This window comes from Pseudomonas sp. URMO17WK12:I12, from assembly GCF_000514395.1.
Classification (GTDB): Bacteria; Pseudomonadota; Gammaproteobacteria; order Pseudomonadales; family Pseudomonadaceae; genus Aquipseudomonas; species Aquipseudomonas mucoides.
The window spans coordinates 17,349-34,400 of record NZ_AZVV01000013.1; the positions used below are offsets into that span (position 1 = coordinate 17,349).

Below are 17,052 nucleotides of genomic sequence, written 5' to 3' on the forward strand. Positions count from 1 at the left end.
TGGTTGCCGAGTGCGGCGCCTGAAGAACGGATTTAAACAGGCGCCGAGTCCGAGGTACGGCAGATCAATGCAGCTTGGGCGATACCGACGTCCCGACTTTGCTCAACCCTTTGGTGTTGTGATCGCCTGGCGTCGTAGTCGCCACAGCCCGGGCTTTAGCTACGCCGCGAGTGTCTTTGGAGTGAGCGATGCCTGAAGTCGTTGAGCCATGACCGCGGTCACCATTGCGATCACTGCCGTAGTGGTTACCACTTTCACCATGATCGCGAACAGCTTTGCCGGCATGGTCACTGCTGAGCCCGTCGCCGCGCCCGTTACTGCTAATGCCGCCGGCGTGATCTGATCCGCTGTGGCCGCCGGCTGTACCGCCACCATGGCCACCGCCAACACCACCGCCAACACCACCGCCACCTCCGTGACCGCCGCCATTACCGCCGCCACCACCACCACCACCACCACCACCACCACCACCACCACCACCACCACCACCGTCCTTCGCATAAGCGGAGTTCATGATGGATAGGTCAGCAGGCAGTAATGGGGCGGCTGCAAGCATCATGGCGCATGACAATACAGCAACGAGACTCTTGTTTTTTAAAAGCATGATTGCTTCCATAGGGTTGATATCACGTGTTTTAAGACGCGTCAGACCCCAGTCAGTTCAAGTCCCGCGATAGACGGAATGCCTTTACTGCGCGATTGAAAACGAGACTCAAATACTAATCAAAAGCACCGTTGAGCACTTCGTAAATCAGCCCGGTGGCGAGTGCGACCAATATCAAGTCCGTGCCAGCTTGTTGCCATTCATATCCATCGTAATGAGGCAGTCTGCCGACTAACCGACCGTCCAGTTTTTTGGCAATACCCGGTGGTAACGGTTTGCCTCGCGCAAGGTTCTTTTGAATGCCCGGTGGCAATGCAGGCCCAGAGTTCCAGTAGCCCGGATACCCGCCAATAATTCCCAGGACACTGCCGCGATCAATGCTTGGGCCGTTGTCCCAATCGCCGCCCTTGCCTTGGTTTCCATGGGCCTGATTGTTGTGCGGGTTTCCCTTGCCGTTACCCTGACCCTTTCCGTTACCAGGGTCGGCTAATGCCGTTGTTGAGCCGACGATCAACGCAAGGCACGTAACGGCTGAAATCAATAAGCGAGATCTGATCATGGTGTCGTTCCTTCTTCGTGGCAGGACGCTGTACTGAAATTTAGTACTGCAATCCAACAAGTGTGCACAATTTCGTGCGCAAAACATCAGAAATACCATTAATGAGCTATACCGGCTAATCACCCCCGCAGTTCTTCGACGCAGGAGTTTGGCCATGAAGTTCAAACATTCACTGGCAGTGCTACTGGTCAGCGCAACCCTTTTCGGTTGCGCCACATCATCAAACCCCAGTGTGACCGTGCCGTTAGTTGCCACGCGGCAGAACGCCGGCCAGATCGGCGATGTAACGTTGACTAGCTTTGACAATAAAACCGGACTCAGTTTCTTCATCAGCGGTGCGCCAAGCGGTGTCACCCTGCCCCTGCGCCTCTACACCTTCATCTATAAAGGCAGTTGCGAAAAACCCGGGGCGGTGGCGTACGCCATGAATGATCAGGTCAATACCGAACGCCAGCCAATACGCGGCTGGACGTTATCCAGAACCGTGCCTGTTGCCATGTCGGTGTTACTGGCGGGTGGGTATTCCATCGTCGTGCGAACGGCATCGACGGATGGCAATGTCGATATTTTCTGCGGGGATATCAAGCAAGGCAGCACGGCGAAGTAGCCACCTCTTTACTGGCATCAGGGTGTGCTTTAATTCGGGTTCTTCTATAAAGAGTGAGTGTCCCCGGAATGGAACCCAACATCGCACACCTGTCCAGCTTTCACGTGGCGGGTCTGACCGTACGTACGAACAACCGCGATGAATCAACGCAGGACCGCGCAAAAATCCCTGGTTTGTGGGATCGCTTTTTTTCCGACAATGTTGCCGAGAAGATCCCGCAACGGTTGACCGAGGCGCCGATTGTCGGCGTGTATTCGGACTACGATTCTGATGCGAGCGGTGCTTACGACGTGACGGCGGGTGTCTCGGTCAGTACGCCGAACCGCGACTTCGATAACGTCGGGATTCAGGCAGGCAAGTACATGGTCTTCGAGGCCCGCGGCGCCATGCCGGCTGCCGTTATCCAGGCCTGGGGGACTATTTGGGCCTACTTTGAAGCGCTTCCACAGGTGCAACGCTGTTATGCCACGGACTTTGAATCGTATGGCGGTCCAGACGAAGTTCAGATTCATATCGGCATCGTGTCGTAGGCGTTCCGAAAAACTTTTTCATTTCGACAACACGTTTTTCACGAAACGCTTACAGAACAGAGCGCAGATTGAAGTGACAAATGGATTTGACCCCAAACAGAGAGCCCGCCGAAGCGGGCTTTTTGTCGTTTATCGCCGCAACCCTACTCCTCCGCGCGCCCCGTGCCTTCCCGATCGTGTTCATAGTGTCTGGTGAGCGGGAACGCCGGCAACCAGGACTCGCGACGCACGATCCAGCTTTCGTATGTGGGCTTCAGTTGGTCAGGGGCATCCAACGACCCCAGGTTCACTTCGATTTCATCGCCCGAGCGGGCAAAAACCGACGAACCGCAACGCGGACAGAAAAACCGCCCGGCGTAATCGCCGGTCTCGCCCTCGATCGTCACTGCCTCCTGAGGGAATATCGCCGAGGCGTGGAACAGCGCCCCATGGTGCTTGCGGCAATCGAGACAGTGGCAAAGGCCGACCCGGTAAGGACGGCCCGAGGCCACAATCCTGATATTGCCGCACAGACAGCCGCCCGTGAATCGATCCATGCTGTACCTCCTCTGGAATCACGCATTCGCAAGGTGATTAAGAAGATAGCAGCACGGGGCGCACGCCATTCTTTCACTCACGTGGTTGTTCAATTTCAGACAAAAAAAAACCCCGTCACCGAAAATGCGGTGCGGGGCAAGAAAATTGGTTGGTTGCGGCCAACCAAAGGAGCTCTGTAAAAAACGCGTTCAATCCGAGGTCAAATGCAATCCTGTGCGGCGCGTTCAAAACTCGACGGCAAGAAGCTTGAGGCCAGCAGATGTCGCTCGTAGATGAACACCTTGCCGCCGTCCCCGGACTTGTAGGCTTCCAGCACGTTGTCCGTGGAGACTTTGCTCGGCACCACGATCCGGTAGCTGCGCGAGGTCTGCGAAACGGTCGGGCTCAACGCACTGCCCTGCAATTTCGGGACGACGCAGTCGGCGTATTGGGCCGGGGTCTTGCGGGTCTGCAAGGTCAGGGTCGGGTCGTTCGGCGCGGAGGCACAACCGGCGAGCAACACTGAGGCAACTGCCGTGGCAGCTACGAATAAAGGACGCATCGGTCTCTTCCTGAAAACAAAATGTTCGGTTCATCACGCGGTTTTTTTTCAGCCGCGTGTTCGATGGGGGCGATTTTCCGACTATTGTCGACAAAGAAGAACTTGTGTTTGGTAATGGTCACTATTACGTCTAGCAATAGTTGCGCGCCACGCCGATGGATGCACACTCAAACACCCCCCACAAAAAGATTGATGAGGATCACGCCTTGAGAACCTTTGACCTGATCCGCGATGCGGTTTTGCCGGATTTTCGTGACCGGGTGGCCGAGTACCTGGTCCAGTACGAAACCGTGCTGATGAGCAAAAACCCGCCCGAGCCGGAGCTCTCGCGAGCCACGGCCAATCAGTTGCGCGGTTATTTGCGTGGGTTGAACACCACGCGGGTGCTGGGCATGGCGGAATGGGAGGAGCTGGATCGGCGGGTGGTGAATACGTGGCTTTAGCGCTGCGATCCCGGCGTTTCACACCTTTTCAGCGTTTTTCATCAAACCGATTCGATTGAATCAGCTGTTTTCACAGCACCACTGAAGGCGTAACGGTTTACTGCACTCCCAAGCTTACGGCGCATGACCGAGGCTGTTGTCGCAGGAGACCCCATGAGCCTGGAACGTCTGAGCAAACTCATCTCGATAGGATTTGGTATGGCGCTGGTGGCCTGCCTGACGACCGTCGCTCTGGATGAGTACTTTGGCAAACAGGCCGAGCAAGCCACTGATCGTCGCCATCAGACGATTATCGGCGTTGCCAGAATGTCGACCCTCAACCGCGAACTGACTCAACTGGCGAGGCTCTATGTCGGCACCGGCGATGAGTTGTTTCTCTCCCAATACAATCAAAAATGGCAAGACGGCCAGGCATTCCACGCCGCAGCGATGGATTTTCGAGTGATTGGACTGACGGACACAGAGACACGATTGCTGGCCACGGTCGAGGACATGGACCTCAAGCAGACGGGCATGGAGCGCGTGGCAATGAAGGAGAGTTTCCACAGAGGTGGGTCGTCACTACTTGCAACGACCACCTACATCAACTCCGAGTGGAATTTTGCCGCCGCGCTCAATCAGCTGACACTCTCGACCACCCAACGTTTTAATAGCGACTTCGAGGCGGCCCGGCACAATGCCGAGCTGGCTAGCCACATTAATGTCCTGACGCAACTGATCACGCTGAGCGTGGGACTTTTGGCCTTTCTGGTCATCTTGCGTCGCCAATTGGTGATGCCGTTATTGAGTCTTTCCGAGCGCATACGCCGCCTGCATGCGGGCGAAGCCCTCGGGGAGTCGCCGCACCGTCGGGGGCTTGCTGAAGTCGCGACCCTGGCCGAGGCATTCGATGCCTATGTCGAGGTCAATGAAGAACAGCGTCGCCAGCACTGGGTCAAGGGCCACCTCGGCGAGCTGGTGCAAGCCTTGCAGTTATGTGCCAGCCGGGAGGCTTTTGCGGCAACGTTGCAGCAAAAACTGGGCGAATCCCTGGGCTGCAAGGCGGTGTTGCTATTCGACGCAGTGCCCTTCACCCTCCGTACTGGCCAGGTGCATTTCAGCTTGCCGCTGCTGCAAGAAGGGCAACAGTTGGCCAGCCTGGAGCTCAATTTCGCTCATCGCCCGGACCCCGCCCAGCTGACGTTACTCGACAACTTGCCCAACCGGCTGGGCACCTTGCTGAGTTTGCTGCAGCAGCGAATGCACAATCTGCAGTTGTTGCAGCAGGCTCACCGGCAGACGCGGCAGCTGGAAATACAGGCGTTAAAACTGCAACAGCGCCAACAGTCCCTTGAAGCCACCGAAAGCTGGTACCGCGGCATCGTCGAGTTTGCCCCCAAAGCGCTGCTGGTGTTCGACGAACACGGCGTGATACTCGCCAACCAGGAAAGCGAAGCAACTTTTGGTTATGCCTCCGGCAGCTTGCTGGGCCAGAGTTACCGCACGCTGGTGCCCGACAACCAGCTTGAGGCGATTGATCACTTGCTCGAGCGGGTGCGCATCAACAAAGTGCTCGACACCGTCGAGCTGGTTGCCCGTCGTGCCGATGGTGGCGAGTTTCCTGCCGAGATGCGCCTGTGCCTGCTGCCCGCGCGCGAGGATCGAGGGCAATGCCTATGCGTTGCGATTCGCGATCTCAGCCAGCGCAAAGCCGAAGAACGCAGCCTGCGTGATGCGCACGAACTGCAGCAGGCCATTGTGAGCTCGGCGCCCTATGGCATTGCACTGGTGCAGGGCGGGTTGATCACACAGGCCAATTCGCGGCTGGATGAATTATTGGGATACGGCCCGGGCGAGCAGTTGCAGCGCTCCCCGTTGATCTGGCTGGATCAGGTCATGTCGACGCAAACCTTGATGACGCTGGAAGCGCAGGTCCGCGAGGCGCTGGAACGCGGCGACATTTATCAGCAGCACATTCAACTGCGTCGAAAGGACGCCCAATGCTTCTGGGCCAGCGTCAGTGCCCGAGCCATCGCGTCTGGAAACCAGTCGCGCGGGTCGATCTGGATCATCGAAGACATTTCCGTCCAACAAGCGGCTGCAGACGAGATGCAACAGGCGCGGCAACTGGCCGAGGACAGTGCACGCATCAAGGCCGAATTCCTCGCCAACATGAGCCACGAGATTCGCACGCCGATGAACGCCATCATCGGTATGACTCACCTGACGTTGAAGACAGAACTGAATGAACGTCAGCGCGACTACTTGAGAAAAGTCCAAAGTTCCAGCCGGCATTTGCTGGGGGTCATTGACGACATTCTGGATTTCTCCAAGATCGAGGCCGGCAAGCTTCAGCTGGAAGTCCGTGACTTCAGCCTGGTCCAATTGCTGGAAGAAGCGCTCGATCAGGTACGTCCGCGCATTGCCGATAAAGGCCTGGATGTGCGCCTTAACATTGGGGCCGACGTGCCCGAATGCTTGCGTGGCGATGCGCTTCGACTGCGGCAAATACTGCTCAACTACTTGAGCAATGCGGTGAAATTCACCGAACGCGGACAGATCCGGGTTGAGGTGAGCTTGCGTCAGGCAGGTGCGGATGACGCTTTGCTTCATTTCAGCGTGACCGACAGCGGCATCGGGATCTCGTCCGAACAGCTAAAGCACATGTTCCAGAGCTTCCAGCAGGCTGACGCCTCCACCACACGACGCTTTGGTGGTACGGGCCTGGGGCTGGCCATTGCCAAACAACTGGCCGGGTTGATGAATGGTCAAGTCGGCGTTCAGAGCGTGCCGGGCGAAGGCAGTCACTTCTGGCTTGAGCTGCGCCTGCAGTTGGCACGTAGCCCTGTCATTGATGGCTTGACCGACGGGAAGCCTTTCAGCAATTGGAGAGCGGCCGAAGGGACCCGTGTCTTGCTAGTGGATGACAATGAACTGAACCAGCAGGTGGCCGCCGAATTGCTGCGGGCGGTGGGGTGTGGGGTTGATATCGCGGCGGATGGCCATCAGGCGCTGAACCGGTTGTCGGAAGTGCGCTATGACCTGGTGTTCATGGACATGCAGATGCCGGTGATCGATGGTCTGGACGCTACCCGTCTGCTGCGCCGGTTGCCGGGGCTGAGCACGCTGCCGGTGATCGCAATGACCGCCAACGCCAGCCAGCGTGATCATGACGCCTGTCTGGCCGCTGGCATGAATGACTTTCTCAGCAAGCCTTTCGAACCGCAGACGCTCTACGCCATTTTGCGACGCTGGCTGACGGAAACGCCGCTCCACCCGCAACGCGCAGTCACAGCAGGGAGTGACGCTGACGAGGGTTTGAAACTCGATGACGTAGATACGGTTGCCGGACTTCGACGGGTACTCGGCCGGCACAGCCTGTATGCGGACCTGTTGCACCGCTACCTGGACCACCAGAGCCCGTTGTTGGAACGATTAAGTGCAGCGCTGGCGGCGGGCGAACTGGTTAAAGCCGAGTTGTTGGTCCATAGCTGCAAAGGCGCCTCCGCGACCATCGGTGCCGACGCCGTCGCTCAAGCGGCCAGCGCATTGGAGCTCGCACTGCGCGCAAAGCGCCCGATCGATGAGCTGCAACTCGGTTCGCAGGCGTTGTCCGTCCCCTTGCAGGCACTGCTGGGGCAACTGCGGCAGAAGCTGCCTTGCGACGTCGAGACGGCGCCGGCAGCGGTCGACGTTGTCGAGTTGCAGCGGATCTGCCGAGACCTCGATGTGCTGCTGGATGAGTTTGATGCGCAGGCAGTGCCCTACTTTTCCGCCCATGCAAGCGTGTTGCGCGGCGCGTTTTCCTATCGCTTTGCGCCACTGGAAGGCGCGGTCAAACGATTCGATTTCGGGCAGGCCCAGGTCTGCCTGAGAGAGGCCCTGCGGGCTGTGCAACCGGCGCAGTGAACGTATGCAAATACGAGGATAGAAGCCGTTGAAAACGCGCTGATCAGAAATTTTCAGCGTTTTTCAGCGGCCGGCGGCGACCGTTCAGGCCATTTCAGAGCAGTTGTGTGGGAGGCATGCGTTACTGCAGTCACTTGGCAGAAGCGACGGACCTGCGTCCCGTCGCGCTTTCGGGTTTGCTCCCGGCTGCTTGACCACCCCATCCGGTGACCCCGTCACGAGGACGTCCATTTGAACAGCTCCCCCCCTCGACCCTCCGTGCTGGTGGTCGACGATATGCCGGCCAATCTGCAGCTGATCAGTGAGCTGTTGTTTGATCTCTATCATGTGCGCGTTGCTAACAGCGGTGCTCAGGCGTTGCAGATCGTCGAGCGAGCGATACCCGATCTGATTCTGCTGGATGTAATGATGCCCGACATGGATGGGTATGAGGTCTGCCGTCGTCTCAAGGCGGATCCTAAGTCACGTGATGTGCCGGTCCTGTTTCTGAGCGCGCGGAATCAGAACGAAGATGAGTGCCTGGGGTTCGAACTTGGCGCGACCGACTATCTGTTCAAGCCGATCAACCCGCCCACGCTGCTGGCACGGGTGCAGACCCAATTGCGCCTCAAGGCGACAGCTGATCTGTTGCGTTCGCAGAATACTTACCTCGATCAGGAGGTCCTGGCGCGGACCCGTGAGCTGCAAGCCACCCATGACGTGACCATCCTGGCCTTGGCGTCGCTGGCCGAGACCCGCGACAACGAGACGGGCAACCACCTGCGACGCACACAGCACTATGTTCGGTTGCTGGCGGAAAAATTGCGCGATCACCCACGATTCAGCGCCCATCTGGATGATCAAAGCATTGAGCTGATGTTCAAGTCGGCGCCCCTGCACGATATCGGCAAGGTCGGTATTGCCGACCATATCCTGCTCAAGCCGGGACGCTTTGAGCCCGCCGAATTCGAAATCATGAAGACCCATGCCTGGCTCGGTTATCAAGCGCTGGTACATGCTGAGGACATGCTGGGGGCGCAAGTGCCCTTCCTGCGCATCGCCAAGGAAATTGCGCTGTGCCACCACGAAAAATGGGATGGCAGCGGTTATCCCAATGGTCTGGCCGGTGAGGCCATTCCGGTCAGCGCCCGCCTGATGGCGGTTGCCGATGTCTACGACGCGGTCATAAGCCGACGGGTCTACAAGTCGCAAATGTGCCACGAAACAGCGGCAACGATCATCCGCGACGGCGCCGGCCGGCATTTCGATCCGGATGTGGCGGCCGCCTTCATCGCTATTGAAAAAGAGTTTGAACAGATCGCCGAACGCTATGCCGACCCGGTTACCGAGGTACGGCAGTGAAGATACAAACGGTGCCGGTTGGCACATCGGAGTAAAGATCATGAGCTGGGTCGTGAGGCACGCGCAGGCTATCAAGCGCAGTTGCTGGATAACAGTGGCCGTTTTGTCGATGCTTATCGTGGTTGCCGTGGTCGATCGCTATCAGCGCCAATACCTCATGCTGCTGGAGAGTCAGCAAGCACTGCTGGCGCAACGCAGTGCCTGGGGTTATTCCAGCCTGTTGAACAACCTGCAAACCCATAAATTGCAGCAGTCGATGCTGATGGCCAATCCGCCGCCCACGGGCTGCCTGTCAGACGAGTTCATTGCCGGGCAACAGCGCGCGACGGCGACGCAATCTGCGGATGTCGAAGGACTTTCACAGTACACATTGCGGGTGCCGATTCACCAGTTGGCACCGCTGCCCAAGCCGCAGGCGCCGCGCATCCGCCTCAAGGACGGCGGTATCCACATGACCAGCCGGCAACAGCTGGGCTATACCTGCGACGGGCGTTACGCCGTGATCCAGGAAACGCAAACCCGGTTGGAGCCGCAGCCGCTGCTGCCCCCGCAGGCGATGGGGTCTGCGATTGCCCAGGGGCTTGTCGTGCATGTCGCCCTGTCCCAGGGTCAGGGGCCCACCTTGTATTTCGACATCCACTTCACTGCTGGCAAGGCAACGTACCTGCCCGCTACGAAGGCGGCCTGGTCGACTTCGTTGCCTTTTCAAGTGCAAGGCGAAGAGCGTTTCTTTCGCAATTTTTCAAACCTGCACCACGGGCTGCAAATGCGGATCTACAGTGAGCCGGTGGCCCCGGACTTTCTGTCGCAGTTCCTGAGCCTGAACGGCCTCGGATTGTTGTTGGCCATTGCAGTACTCGCATGTCTGCTGCTGATCAGTGGGCTGGTGGCGTACCTGATGGACGCCAGCGTGGAGCAACATCGGGCGGCCACTCGCGACTTTCTCACCGGCCTGTACAATCGCCGAGCCGCGATGTTGCGGGCTGAAATGGAACTGGCGCGCGCCACGCGCAAACCGGGTTCGGTCTGCGTATTGATGCTGGATATCGACCACTTCAAGCAGATCAATGACACCCACGGCCATGACGGCGGCGATCAGGTGCTGAAGTTTCTTGCGCAGTTGCTGACACGGACCGTACGGCAACAGGATCTGGTGGCCCGCATCGGCGGTGAGGAGTTCCTCATCATGCTGCCGGACACCGATCTGCCGGGCGCACAACAGATGGCCAACCGGCTGCTGCAAGCGCTGCGCACCTCGCCCGTCGAGTACGGCAGCAAGCGAATTGGCGTCACCTGCAGCTTGGGTGTCAGCGCCTGGAATGGCCCCGGTGAAAGCGTTCAGAACTTGCTGATCCGTGCGGACCGGCTGCTGTATCACGCCAAGCAGCAAGGACGCGACCGCTTTGCCAGTGAGATCCTGTCCGATTCTGCGCTGGCCTGAATTCAGTCCTTTGGCGGTGATTTCGCCACCTGTTGCGCACAGAGGTTGGCCAAAGCAAGAAATGGCCGCTTAACTCTAGAGGTCGAGGACGCATATCCGACTTGCCGTCCTGCCACGCACGGAAGCTCGCCATGGGCCAATTGCTGATTGATGAACACCTGGTGTTCGACGAGAACAACTTCCTGTTGTTTCGTGCCGACGCCGATGAGGAGCCTTTGCGCATCGGTGCAATCGCCAGCCGTTGCCTGGCCATGTTGCTCCGGTCGGACGGTGCCGTGGTGCGCAAGCGCGAGCTGATGGCCGGCGCCTGGGGGCAATATGGGCTGGAAGTGACCGACAACAGCCTGGCCCAGGTAGTCCGGCAATTGCGCCTGGCCCTGGAGAAACTGCAGCCCGATCGCGAATTCATCCAGACCTTGCCACGCATTGGTTACAAGCTCGTCGATGGGGTGAAAGTCGAGGAGTTGTCAGCCGTTGCGAAAACGGCGCCTGCCCCGAGCGAGACGGTGGCTGACAACGAGGCGCCCGCTCCTGCTGCATTTCCTGAATCGAACAGGGCGGATGCAGAGGACGAACCGCCATTGCCTGCATCAGCCAGACCCGATTCGGCTCCCATGCCCGTGCTCCCGATCACATCACCAAAGCGTTGGGGCCTGGGGCTCGCACTGCCGCTGTGGGGCGTACTTGCTTTCCTGTCGGGGAAAACCTGGTTGGCCCCCTCCCCTGAGGCGCCGCAGCCCGCGTTCGCCGCGCCCGTCACGATGGATGACGTGCGCGTGCATCTGTCGGCTCAGGACGTACAACCTTCAGCGACATCACACCTGCAACTGATGGTTCAGAACAGTCGCAAACTGGCAGGGCTTCTAGGCCTCTCGGCGCAAAACATCCACCTGTACCTGTTACCGTCGCGTCGTGGGGCTGATCAGATTCTCTGCGATGGCGAACTGGAAACGGCCAGCAGTCGCTGCATTGGCGTCCAACAACATGACTAGACGCGCCGCAAACACAATCTGGTGCCTGGCCTTCGTCGTCGTTGGCCTGTCGGGGTTGGCGCTGGGGCGCCTGGCGGGCGAACACAAAACTAAACCGGACCTCTGGTGCACGGGAGAAAGCGCGCACCAAGTGCCGTCCGAAGTACGTCCTGCGTGGCTGATGACACGTTTCAGACTGGACTTGCGGCCCACCGGGCTCAGCCACATGCGCATGGTGGCCCGATTGATCGATGCCGACTCGGGAGCTGAAATCGGCGCTCTGCGTCGCAACAGTGCCTTTGGGGTGCAACGACAGGACCAGCGATTGCAGCTCACTGTCGAGCGCTCCGCCAAGGGCGAAGCGGACAGTCCGATTCCTGAACTGTCGGGCGCGCTGGGGATGTTTATTTTCCGCTCGGACAACAGCGTGAGCTACTGGATGCGTTCAGTGTCCGAAACGCGCTACCTGTTCGATGACGGCAGTGACATGTTCATTCTGTGCAGTCAGCGTCCATCATCGAACAGCAAGGGTTAATGGCCCGGTGCAATCGATCAAGTGCGCCCTACAGAACCGGTGACCGGCAAGTTACCGAGCAACTTCAACCCCGTGGTTTTCACGAACGTCTCGTAATCCATCGGCCTCTCGATACGGGTTTCTGCGTTGGGCAGCACGTACGCCCAGGCGCGCTTCGACGAGGCGTCGTAAACCAGCTTGAACAGGCGCGTCGGCACCCAGACCTTGTTGTCGCCAATGGTGCTATGGCCCGAATCAAAGATCGGGCCGGTAAAGACAAAGACGTTGCCATCGGCGCGCTTGGCAAACTTCCTGACATCCGACTCGACCTTGCTCCAGATCTTGCGATTGTTGGTCGGGTCCTGCGGCACCATGTTCGACAACGCAAAGGATTGGGCCATGGCATTGGGGTTCGGCGCATCGGCGGCCGGGGATTGATGACCACGGTCCACGGCCGGGTGTTGGCTGCGGTAGTCACTCAACTCTGCCCGCCCACTCTTGGGAATGCGTGGATCCGGGTAGAACTGGTTGGTGCGCTCCTCCCCTTTGGCGTCCTGTAGCTGGGCGGCATTCAGTCGCTCAACCACCACCAATGGCGTCTTGCTGGTTTGCGAGTACAGCACCGCGAAGTTATCGGAGCACAACGCCAACGGGTTCATGGTGGCCGGCACCGTGGCGATGTTGATCGGCCGGGCTGCCGGAAACAGATCGGCGCAGCCGTCGAACGAGGCCTGTTTCTGTTTGTTTGAATAGAGGTCCAGCGCCGCGCCCTGGCTGATCGAACCCGAGCGGGACACTTGTTCCTGATGCTGAGTGGGCGGCTTGAGGAGATCCAGCAGGCTGCGGGCTTGCGCCCCGGTCGAGAGCAAAACAAGGGCCGACAGCCCAACTGCAATTTTGCGTAGGTACATGCGTTAGATCTTCGATGTGAGGTGAGGAATAAACGAATGGCGAGTCCCGATTCGCGGGACTCGGTGGAGGCGGTTGCGGATTATAGTGCGGTGAGCATGCGTTCACAGTCCTTGATCAAAATACCGATGCGGTTGCGGGCAGTCCGACCGCTGCGAGTCGTGCGGGGGTTATTGACCACCATAAATCCCTTTAGTGCGAGCGGGTCAGCTTCTCTATGGGTGGCCGGGCCGTCAATCGAGCGCGCGTCCTGACTTGCCTGCAAATATCTGCATGCGAGTTTTGATCCGCTTTAATACTTCTTCCGTGGCAGTCGACAATGGACGCCCTTGCTTAACTAAAAGTCGGGCATTGACGTTCTGGCACACTGGATGATCAATTTCCAATGCCACCAGCTCACCGGACTCGAATTCGTCAAGCGCCGACAAACTAGCGGTCAAGGTGGCCCCCTTTCCGCGTAGAACATATCGCCGAAGTACGGCCAATGAGTTGGTCACCAAGGTGGGTTTTACTTCAACATTCTCGGAATGCACTAACAGCTCAAACACATGACCCAAACCGAATTCGGGTGGCATGACGGCCAGTGGATAGCTGAGCAATTGCCTGACACTGATGGGATGTTTGAATTGCGCCAGAGGATGGCCGGCACTGACCAGCAGCTTTACGGGTTGATGCGAAGAAGCTTTGTACTCGATATCAGCATGGGCCAAGGGGTTGTAGGCGAGCCCTATGTGCGCCCTGCTTTCGGCAACTTCCGTCAGCACATCTTTATTGGGTAAAACGTCCATGTGCACGTTCAACCCGGGGTATTCGCCACAAAAATCGGCCAGGACATCGTCCATCAAACGATCGATGAATCCCTCGCTGCAAACGATTCGCACCTCCCCTCTCTGCAACCCCTGCAGCTCTCCCAGTCGGTCCTCCAGTTGTTCTTGCTGGGATTGGCAGCCTCTCCAGAATTCCAGCAGGTATTTCGCCGACTCGGTTGGCTCTACGCCTCGGGCTTGCCGATTGAACAACTGCACCCCCACCTCCTCTTCGAGCAGCTTTACCTGTCGGGTGATCACCGACGGTGCAGTGTTAAGACTTTCTGCTGCGGCTCTGATGGAACCGTGGGACAACACGGCAAAGAAGTAGCGCATTCGGCGCTGGTTTATCTCTCTCATGGTCGAGTAAACATCCCTGGCTCCGTTGCTCTAAAAGCAACACTATGGGTTAAAAGCTGCCGTTGCAACAAACCCCTTTGTTACCCACCATGACGCGGTCTTCCTGATCCAGACAACCCATAAGTTCTCGGAGGTCGGAATTGAACCGGTTGAATATGAATAAAAACAAGAACGAATCAACGGCGGCGCTTTATCGAAAGATAAGCTGGCGCCTCCTGCCCTTCCTGCTGATCTGCTACATCTTTGCCTACCTGGATCGCGTCAACATTGGTTTCGCCAAACTGCAGATGCAAAGCGACCTGGGCTTCTCGGACACGGTCTATGGCCTGGGAGCGGGCATCTTTTTCATCGGTTATGCATTGTTCGAAATCCCCAGCAATTTACTGCTCCCCAAAATCGGCGCGAGGAAGACATTCAGCCGCATTCTGATCCTTTGGGGGTTAACCTCCGCCTGCATGTTTTTCGTCAAAAGCGAAACTCAGTTTTACGTCTTGCGCTTCTTTCTAGGTGTGTTTGAAGCCGGTTTCGCGCCGGGCATGATCTTCTATCTCACCTATTGGTATGGACAAGATCGCATGGCACGCGTCATGGCCACGGTCATGCTCGCAGCCCCACTTGCCGGCATTTTCGGTGGTCCTCTTTCCGCCTGGATCATGAGTTCATTTCACACCACGGCGTCCCTGTCTGGCTGGCAATGGATGTTCCTGATCGAAGGCGCGCCTTGCGTGCTGCTGGGCGTCATGGCGCTGTGGTTCCTTCCTGATCGTCCATCAGATGCAAAGTGGCTGACGCGCGAAGAAAAACAACTGATTACGGCGTCGCTGGCGCCTGAGCAAACCCACCATCATTCATTCCGGCAAGTGGCGAAAGATCCGCGGGTTTACCTGATGGCGGCGGCCTATTTCTGCCTCATTTGCGGCATCTATACCCTCGGGTTCTGGCTACCCACGATCATTCGCGAAACCGGCGTCACCGACTTGCTGCAGATAGGCTTTTATTGCGCGATACCTTACATTTTCACCGCTATCGCCATGCAGGTCTTCAGTCGTCGCTCTGACCGACTCAATGAGCGTCGCTGGCACACCGCAATCCCCGCATTGATCTGCGCTGTGTGTTTGGTCGCCTCGACCCTGTTCAGCGGACAACTGATTATTTCCATGATCTGTCTGACCGTTGCCACTTCATCGGTCTGGGTTGCCTATACGATCTTCTGGACCCTCCCCTCCCAACACCTCAAGGGCGATTCGGCAGCCGGAGGTATCGCACTGATCAACACCATTGGATTGATGGGCGGCTTCTTCAGCCCGACGATCATGGGCTACGCCAATACAGTAACCGGCAACACACAAGCAGGATTACTCGTCATGGCTGCCCTGCTGTTGCTCGGTTCGATATTGCTGGCGGCCAACCACTTGCCTGTTCGCAAGCTGAACCCCATCCCGGCACATACAACGACAACGAAGGAACAGGTCTTATGACAGGTCGAATTTTGATCGCTGGTTTCCAGCACGAAACCAATACGTTCGCGCCCTCAAAAGCCCACTACAGCAACTTCGAGCGCGGCGAAGGGTTTCCACAAATGGCACGAGGGGTGGACGTTCTTGCCATGCGGGACATTAACCTCCCCATCGGCGGTTTTATCCTTGAAGCAGAAAAACTCGCCTACGAACTCATACCCGTCATTTGGGCAGGCGCAAGTCCGTCGTCGCATGTCACGGAGGATGCATTCGAACGCATCAGTGAGGAAATCCTCGCCGCTGCACGTCGCGAGCGGTTCGATGCCGTGTACCTGGACCTGCACGGCGCCATGGTTGCAGAACATGTCGACGATGGCGAAGGTACGCTATTGAAGCGGCTGAGAGACGCCGTCGGCCCCCACGTACCCATCATTGCGTCCCTTGACCTGCACGCCAACATGACGGAACTCATGTTTGCCAACAGCGATGCCTTAGTGGCCTTCCGAACCTACCCTCATGTCGATATGGCTGCCACCGGCGCCAAAGCGGCTGGACTTCTTTCCTGGCTGCTCGACAACAGACGCGAATTGAAGCGGGTCTCGAAGCGACTGCCTTTTCTGATTCCGATCAACTCGATGTGCACCCTGCTTGAACCTGCCCTCGGCGTGTATGAGCAGTTGGAAGTGCTGGAAAACGCTGAGATCCTCTCCTTGTCGTTTGCGCCAGGGTTTCCTGCGGCGGACTTCCCGGAATGCGGTCCTGTGGTGTGGGGATATGGGCGTGACGAGGCAGCGGTTGAGCGCGCCGTTCAACAGCTGTATCAAAAAATTGTCGACGAGGAATCACGTTGGAAAGTTGAGTTTCTGTCGCCAGACGATTCGGTCATCGAGGCGATGCGTTTAGCGGCATCTGCCGATCGCCCGGTGGTCATCGCAGACACCCAGGATAATCCCGGCGCAGGTGGGGATTCCAACACCATGGGTATGCTGCGGGCGTTACTGAAACAGGGTGCAACGCAAGCAGCAATAGGGCTGATCTTCGATCCGGCCGCTGCGCAGATGGCCCATCGTGCAGGCATTGGCGCCTCTTTAGTCATGGAACTGGGCGGGCAATCGATGACCCCAGGCGATGCACCATTGGCCGGACGTTTTGAGGTCATCTTCCTGTCCGACGGATGTTGCCAGTTCGACGGCCCGATGATGAACGGCATGCGAGTGGATGTTGGCCCCGCGGCATGCCTGAAAATCGAGGGTGTTCTGGTGGGGGTGAGCTCCGGAAAAACCCAGATGCTGGATAGAAACCTGTACCGGATGGTGGGCATTGAACCGGAAAAAATGAAAATCCTGGTCAACAAAAGCTCTGTCCATTTCCGCGCCGACTTTCAAGCGATGGCACATGCCGTGCTCGTCGCGAAGGCACCTGGACCGATGATTGCGGACCCGGCGGATTTACCCTGGAAAAACCTTGCACCCGGCCTTCGTACCAGTCCCTTGGGTCAATCATTCGACAAACCAGCTTGATTGGCTTGTGTCCTTGTTCCTGCC

At 57.9% G+C, this 17,052-nt stretch carries 16 protein-coding genes; 10 read left to right on the top strand and 6 right to left on the bottom strand.

The window, feature by feature from the left end; genetic code table 11:
* Window positions 1-64: 64 nt before the first annotated feature.
* Window positions 65-604, bottom strand: a complete 540-nt coding sequence (locus D882_RS1000000133200) for a hypothetical protein (RefSeq protein WP_256218428.1) — start codon at window positions 602-604, stop codon at window positions 65-67.
* Window positions 605-719: 115 nt separating this feature from the next.
* Window positions 720-1,163, bottom strand: a complete 444-nt coding sequence (locus D882_RS0118650) for an anti-virulence regulator CigR family protein (protein WP_027924626.1) — start codon at window positions 1,161-1,163, stop codon at window positions 720-722.
* Window positions 1,164-1,317: 154 nt separating this feature from the next.
* On the opposite strand from D882_RS0118650, the gene D882_RS0118655 reads away from it, so the two are divergent.
* Both D882_RS0118655 and D882_RS0118660 read left to right on the top strand, forming a co-directional pair.
* Window positions 1,318-1,770, top strand: a complete 453-nt coding sequence (locus D882_RS0118655; protein ID WP_027924627.1) for a hypothetical protein — start codon at window positions 1,318-1,320, stop codon at window positions 1,768-1,770.
* 68 nt (window positions 1,771-1,838) lie between these two features.
* Entirely contained in the window at window positions 1,839-2,300 is a 462-nt protein-coding gene (locus D882_RS0118660; protein ID WP_027924628.1) for a GyrI-like domain-containing protein, read from the top strand.
* 143 nt (window positions 2,301-2,443) lie between these two features.
* Here D882_RS0118660 and D882_RS1000000132130 read toward each other — a convergent pair whose 3' ends face one another.
* Window positions 2,444-2,836: a GFA family protein gene (locus D882_RS1000000132130; protein ID WP_027924629.1), complete on the bottom strand. Its 393-nt coding sequence runs from the start codon at window positions 2,834-2,836 to the stop codon at window positions 2,444-2,446.
* Between the two features lie 200 nt (window positions 2,837-3,036).
* Window positions 3,037-3,378 (bottom strand): hypothetical protein, encoded by a 342-nt coding sequence (locus D882_RS0118670; protein WP_027924630.1) that lies wholly within the window; start codon window positions 3,376-3,378, stop codon window positions 3,037-3,039.
* Between the two features lie 206 nt (window positions 3,379-3,584).
* Here D882_RS0118670 and D882_RS0118675 point away from each other — a divergent pair, with 206 nt between their 5' ends.
* The 6 genes from D882_RS0118675 (at window position 3,585) to D882_RS0118700 (ending at window position 11,997) form a co-directional block, all read left to right on the top strand.
* On the top strand, window positions 3,585-3,821 hold the full coding sequence (locus tag D882_RS0118675; protein WP_027924631.1) for a hypothetical protein: 237 nt from the start codon (window positions 3,585-3,587) through the stop codon (window positions 3,819-3,821).
* A gap of 153 nt (window positions 3,822-3,974) precedes the next feature.
* A complete protein-coding gene (locus D882_RS1000000131670) occupies window positions 3,975-7,709 on the top strand; it encodes a response regulator (protein WP_050590211.1) in 3,735 nt (1,244 codons plus the stop codon).
* A gap of 231 nt (window positions 7,710-7,940) precedes the next feature.
* Entirely contained in the window at window positions 7,941-9,050 is a 1,110-nt protein-coding gene (locus D882_RS0118685) for a two-component system response regulator (RefSeq protein ID WP_027924632.1), read from the top strand.
* A 40-nt stretch (window positions 9,051-9,090) separates the two neighbouring features.
* Complete coding sequence (locus D882_RS1000000131675; protein WP_081743975.1) at window positions 9,091-10,491, top strand: GGDEF domain-containing protein; 1,401 nt, start codon at window positions 9,091-9,093, stop codon at window positions 10,489-10,491.
* A gap of 131 nt (window positions 10,492-10,622) precedes the next feature.
* Complete coding sequence (locus D882_RS0118695; protein ID WP_027924633.1) at window positions 10,623-11,483, top strand: transcriptional regulator; 861 nt, start codon at window positions 10,623-10,625, stop codon at window positions 11,481-11,483.
* Window positions 11,476-11,997 carry a hypothetical protein gene (locus D882_RS0118700; RefSeq protein WP_027924634.1) on the top strand — a complete coding sequence of 174 codons (522 nt, stop codon included), beginning with the start codon at window positions 11,476-11,478 and terminating at the stop codon, window positions 11,995-11,997. Before D882_RS0118695 ends, D882_RS0118700 begins: the two co-directional genes overlap by 8 nt.
* 17 nt (window positions 11,998-12,014) lie before the next feature.
* On the opposite strand, the gene D882_RS0118705 is transcribed toward D882_RS0118700, so the two are convergent.
* Window positions 12,015-12,887, bottom strand: a complete 873-nt coding sequence (locus tag D882_RS0118705; RefSeq protein ID WP_027924635.1) for a DNA/RNA non-specific endonuclease — start codon at window positions 12,885-12,887, stop codon at window positions 12,015-12,017.
* 231 nt (window positions 12,888-13,118) lie between these two features.
* Entirely contained in the window at window positions 13,119-14,027 is a 909-nt protein-coding gene (locus D882_RS0118710) for a LysR family transcriptional regulator (protein ID WP_256218429.1), read from the bottom strand.
* Window positions 14,028-14,191: 164 nt separating this feature from the next.
* Here D882_RS0118710 and D882_RS01000000131220 point away from each other — a divergent pair, with 164 nt between their 5' ends.
* Window positions 14,192-15,529: an MFS transporter gene (locus tag D882_RS01000000131220; RefSeq protein WP_256218430.1), complete on the top strand. Its 1,338-nt coding sequence runs from the start codon at window positions 14,192-14,194 to the stop codon at window positions 15,527-15,529.
* A complete protein-coding gene (locus D882_RS0118720; RefSeq protein ID WP_027924637.1) occupies window positions 15,526-17,028 on the top strand; it encodes a M81 family metallopeptidase in 1,503 nt (500 codons plus the stop codon). The genes D882_RS01000000131220 and D882_RS0118720 overlap by 4 nt, the downstream gene beginning before the upstream one ends.
* Window positions 17,029-17,052 lie beyond the last annotated feature (24 nt).

Bases quoted from the DNA above. Each gene is read 5' to 3' on its own strand.
- D882_RS1000000133200 (WP_256218428.1), bottom strand. From the start codon at position 604: ATGCTTTTAAAAAACAAGAGTCTCGTTGCTGTATTGTCATGCGCCATG.
- D882_RS0118650 (WP_027924626.1), bottom strand. From the start codon at position 1,163: ATGATCAGATCTCGCTTATTGATTTCAGCCGTTACGTGCCTTGCGTTG.
- D882_RS0118655 (WP_027924627.1), top strand. From the start codon at position 1,318: ATGAAGTTCAAACATTCACTGGCAGTGCTACTGGTCAGCGCAACCCTT.
- D882_RS0118660 (WP_027924628.1), top strand. From the start codon at position 1,839: ATGGAACCCAACATCGCACACCTGTCCAGCTTTCACGTGGCGGGTCTG.
- D882_RS1000000132130 (WP_027924629.1), bottom strand. From the start codon at position 2,836: ATGGATCGATTCACGGGCGGCTGTCTGTGCGGCAATATCAGGATTGTG.
- D882_RS0118670 (WP_027924630.1), bottom strand. From the start codon at position 3,378: ATGCGTCCTTTATTCGTAGCTGCCACGGCAGTTGCCTCAGTGTTGCTC.
- D882_RS1000000131670 (WP_050590211.1), top strand. From the start codon at position 3,975: ATGAGCCTGGAACGTCTGAGCAAACTCATCTCGATAGGATTTGGTATG.
- D882_RS1000000131675 (WP_081743975.1), top strand. From the start codon at position 9,091: ATGAGCTGGGTCGTGAGGCACGCGCAGGCTATCAAGCGCAGTTGCTGG.
- D882_RS0118695 (WP_027924633.1), top strand. From the start codon at position 10,623: ATGGGCCAATTGCTGATTGATGAACACCTGGTGTTCGACGAGAACAAC.
- D882_RS0118700 (WP_027924634.1), top strand. From the start codon at position 11,476: ATGACTAGACGCGCCGCAAACACAATCTGGTGCCTGGCCTTCGTCGTC.
- D882_RS0118705 (WP_027924635.1), bottom strand. From the start codon at position 12,887: ATGTACCTACGCAAAATTGCAGTTGGGCTGTCGGCCCTTGTTTTGCTC.
- D882_RS0118710 (WP_256218429.1), bottom strand. From the start codon at position 14,027: ATGCGCTACTTCTTTGCCGTGTTGTCCCACGGTTCCATCAGAGCCGCA.
- D882_RS0118720 (WP_027924637.1), top strand. From the start codon at position 15,526: ATGACAGGTCGAATTTTGATCGCTGGTTTCCAGCACGAAACCAATACG.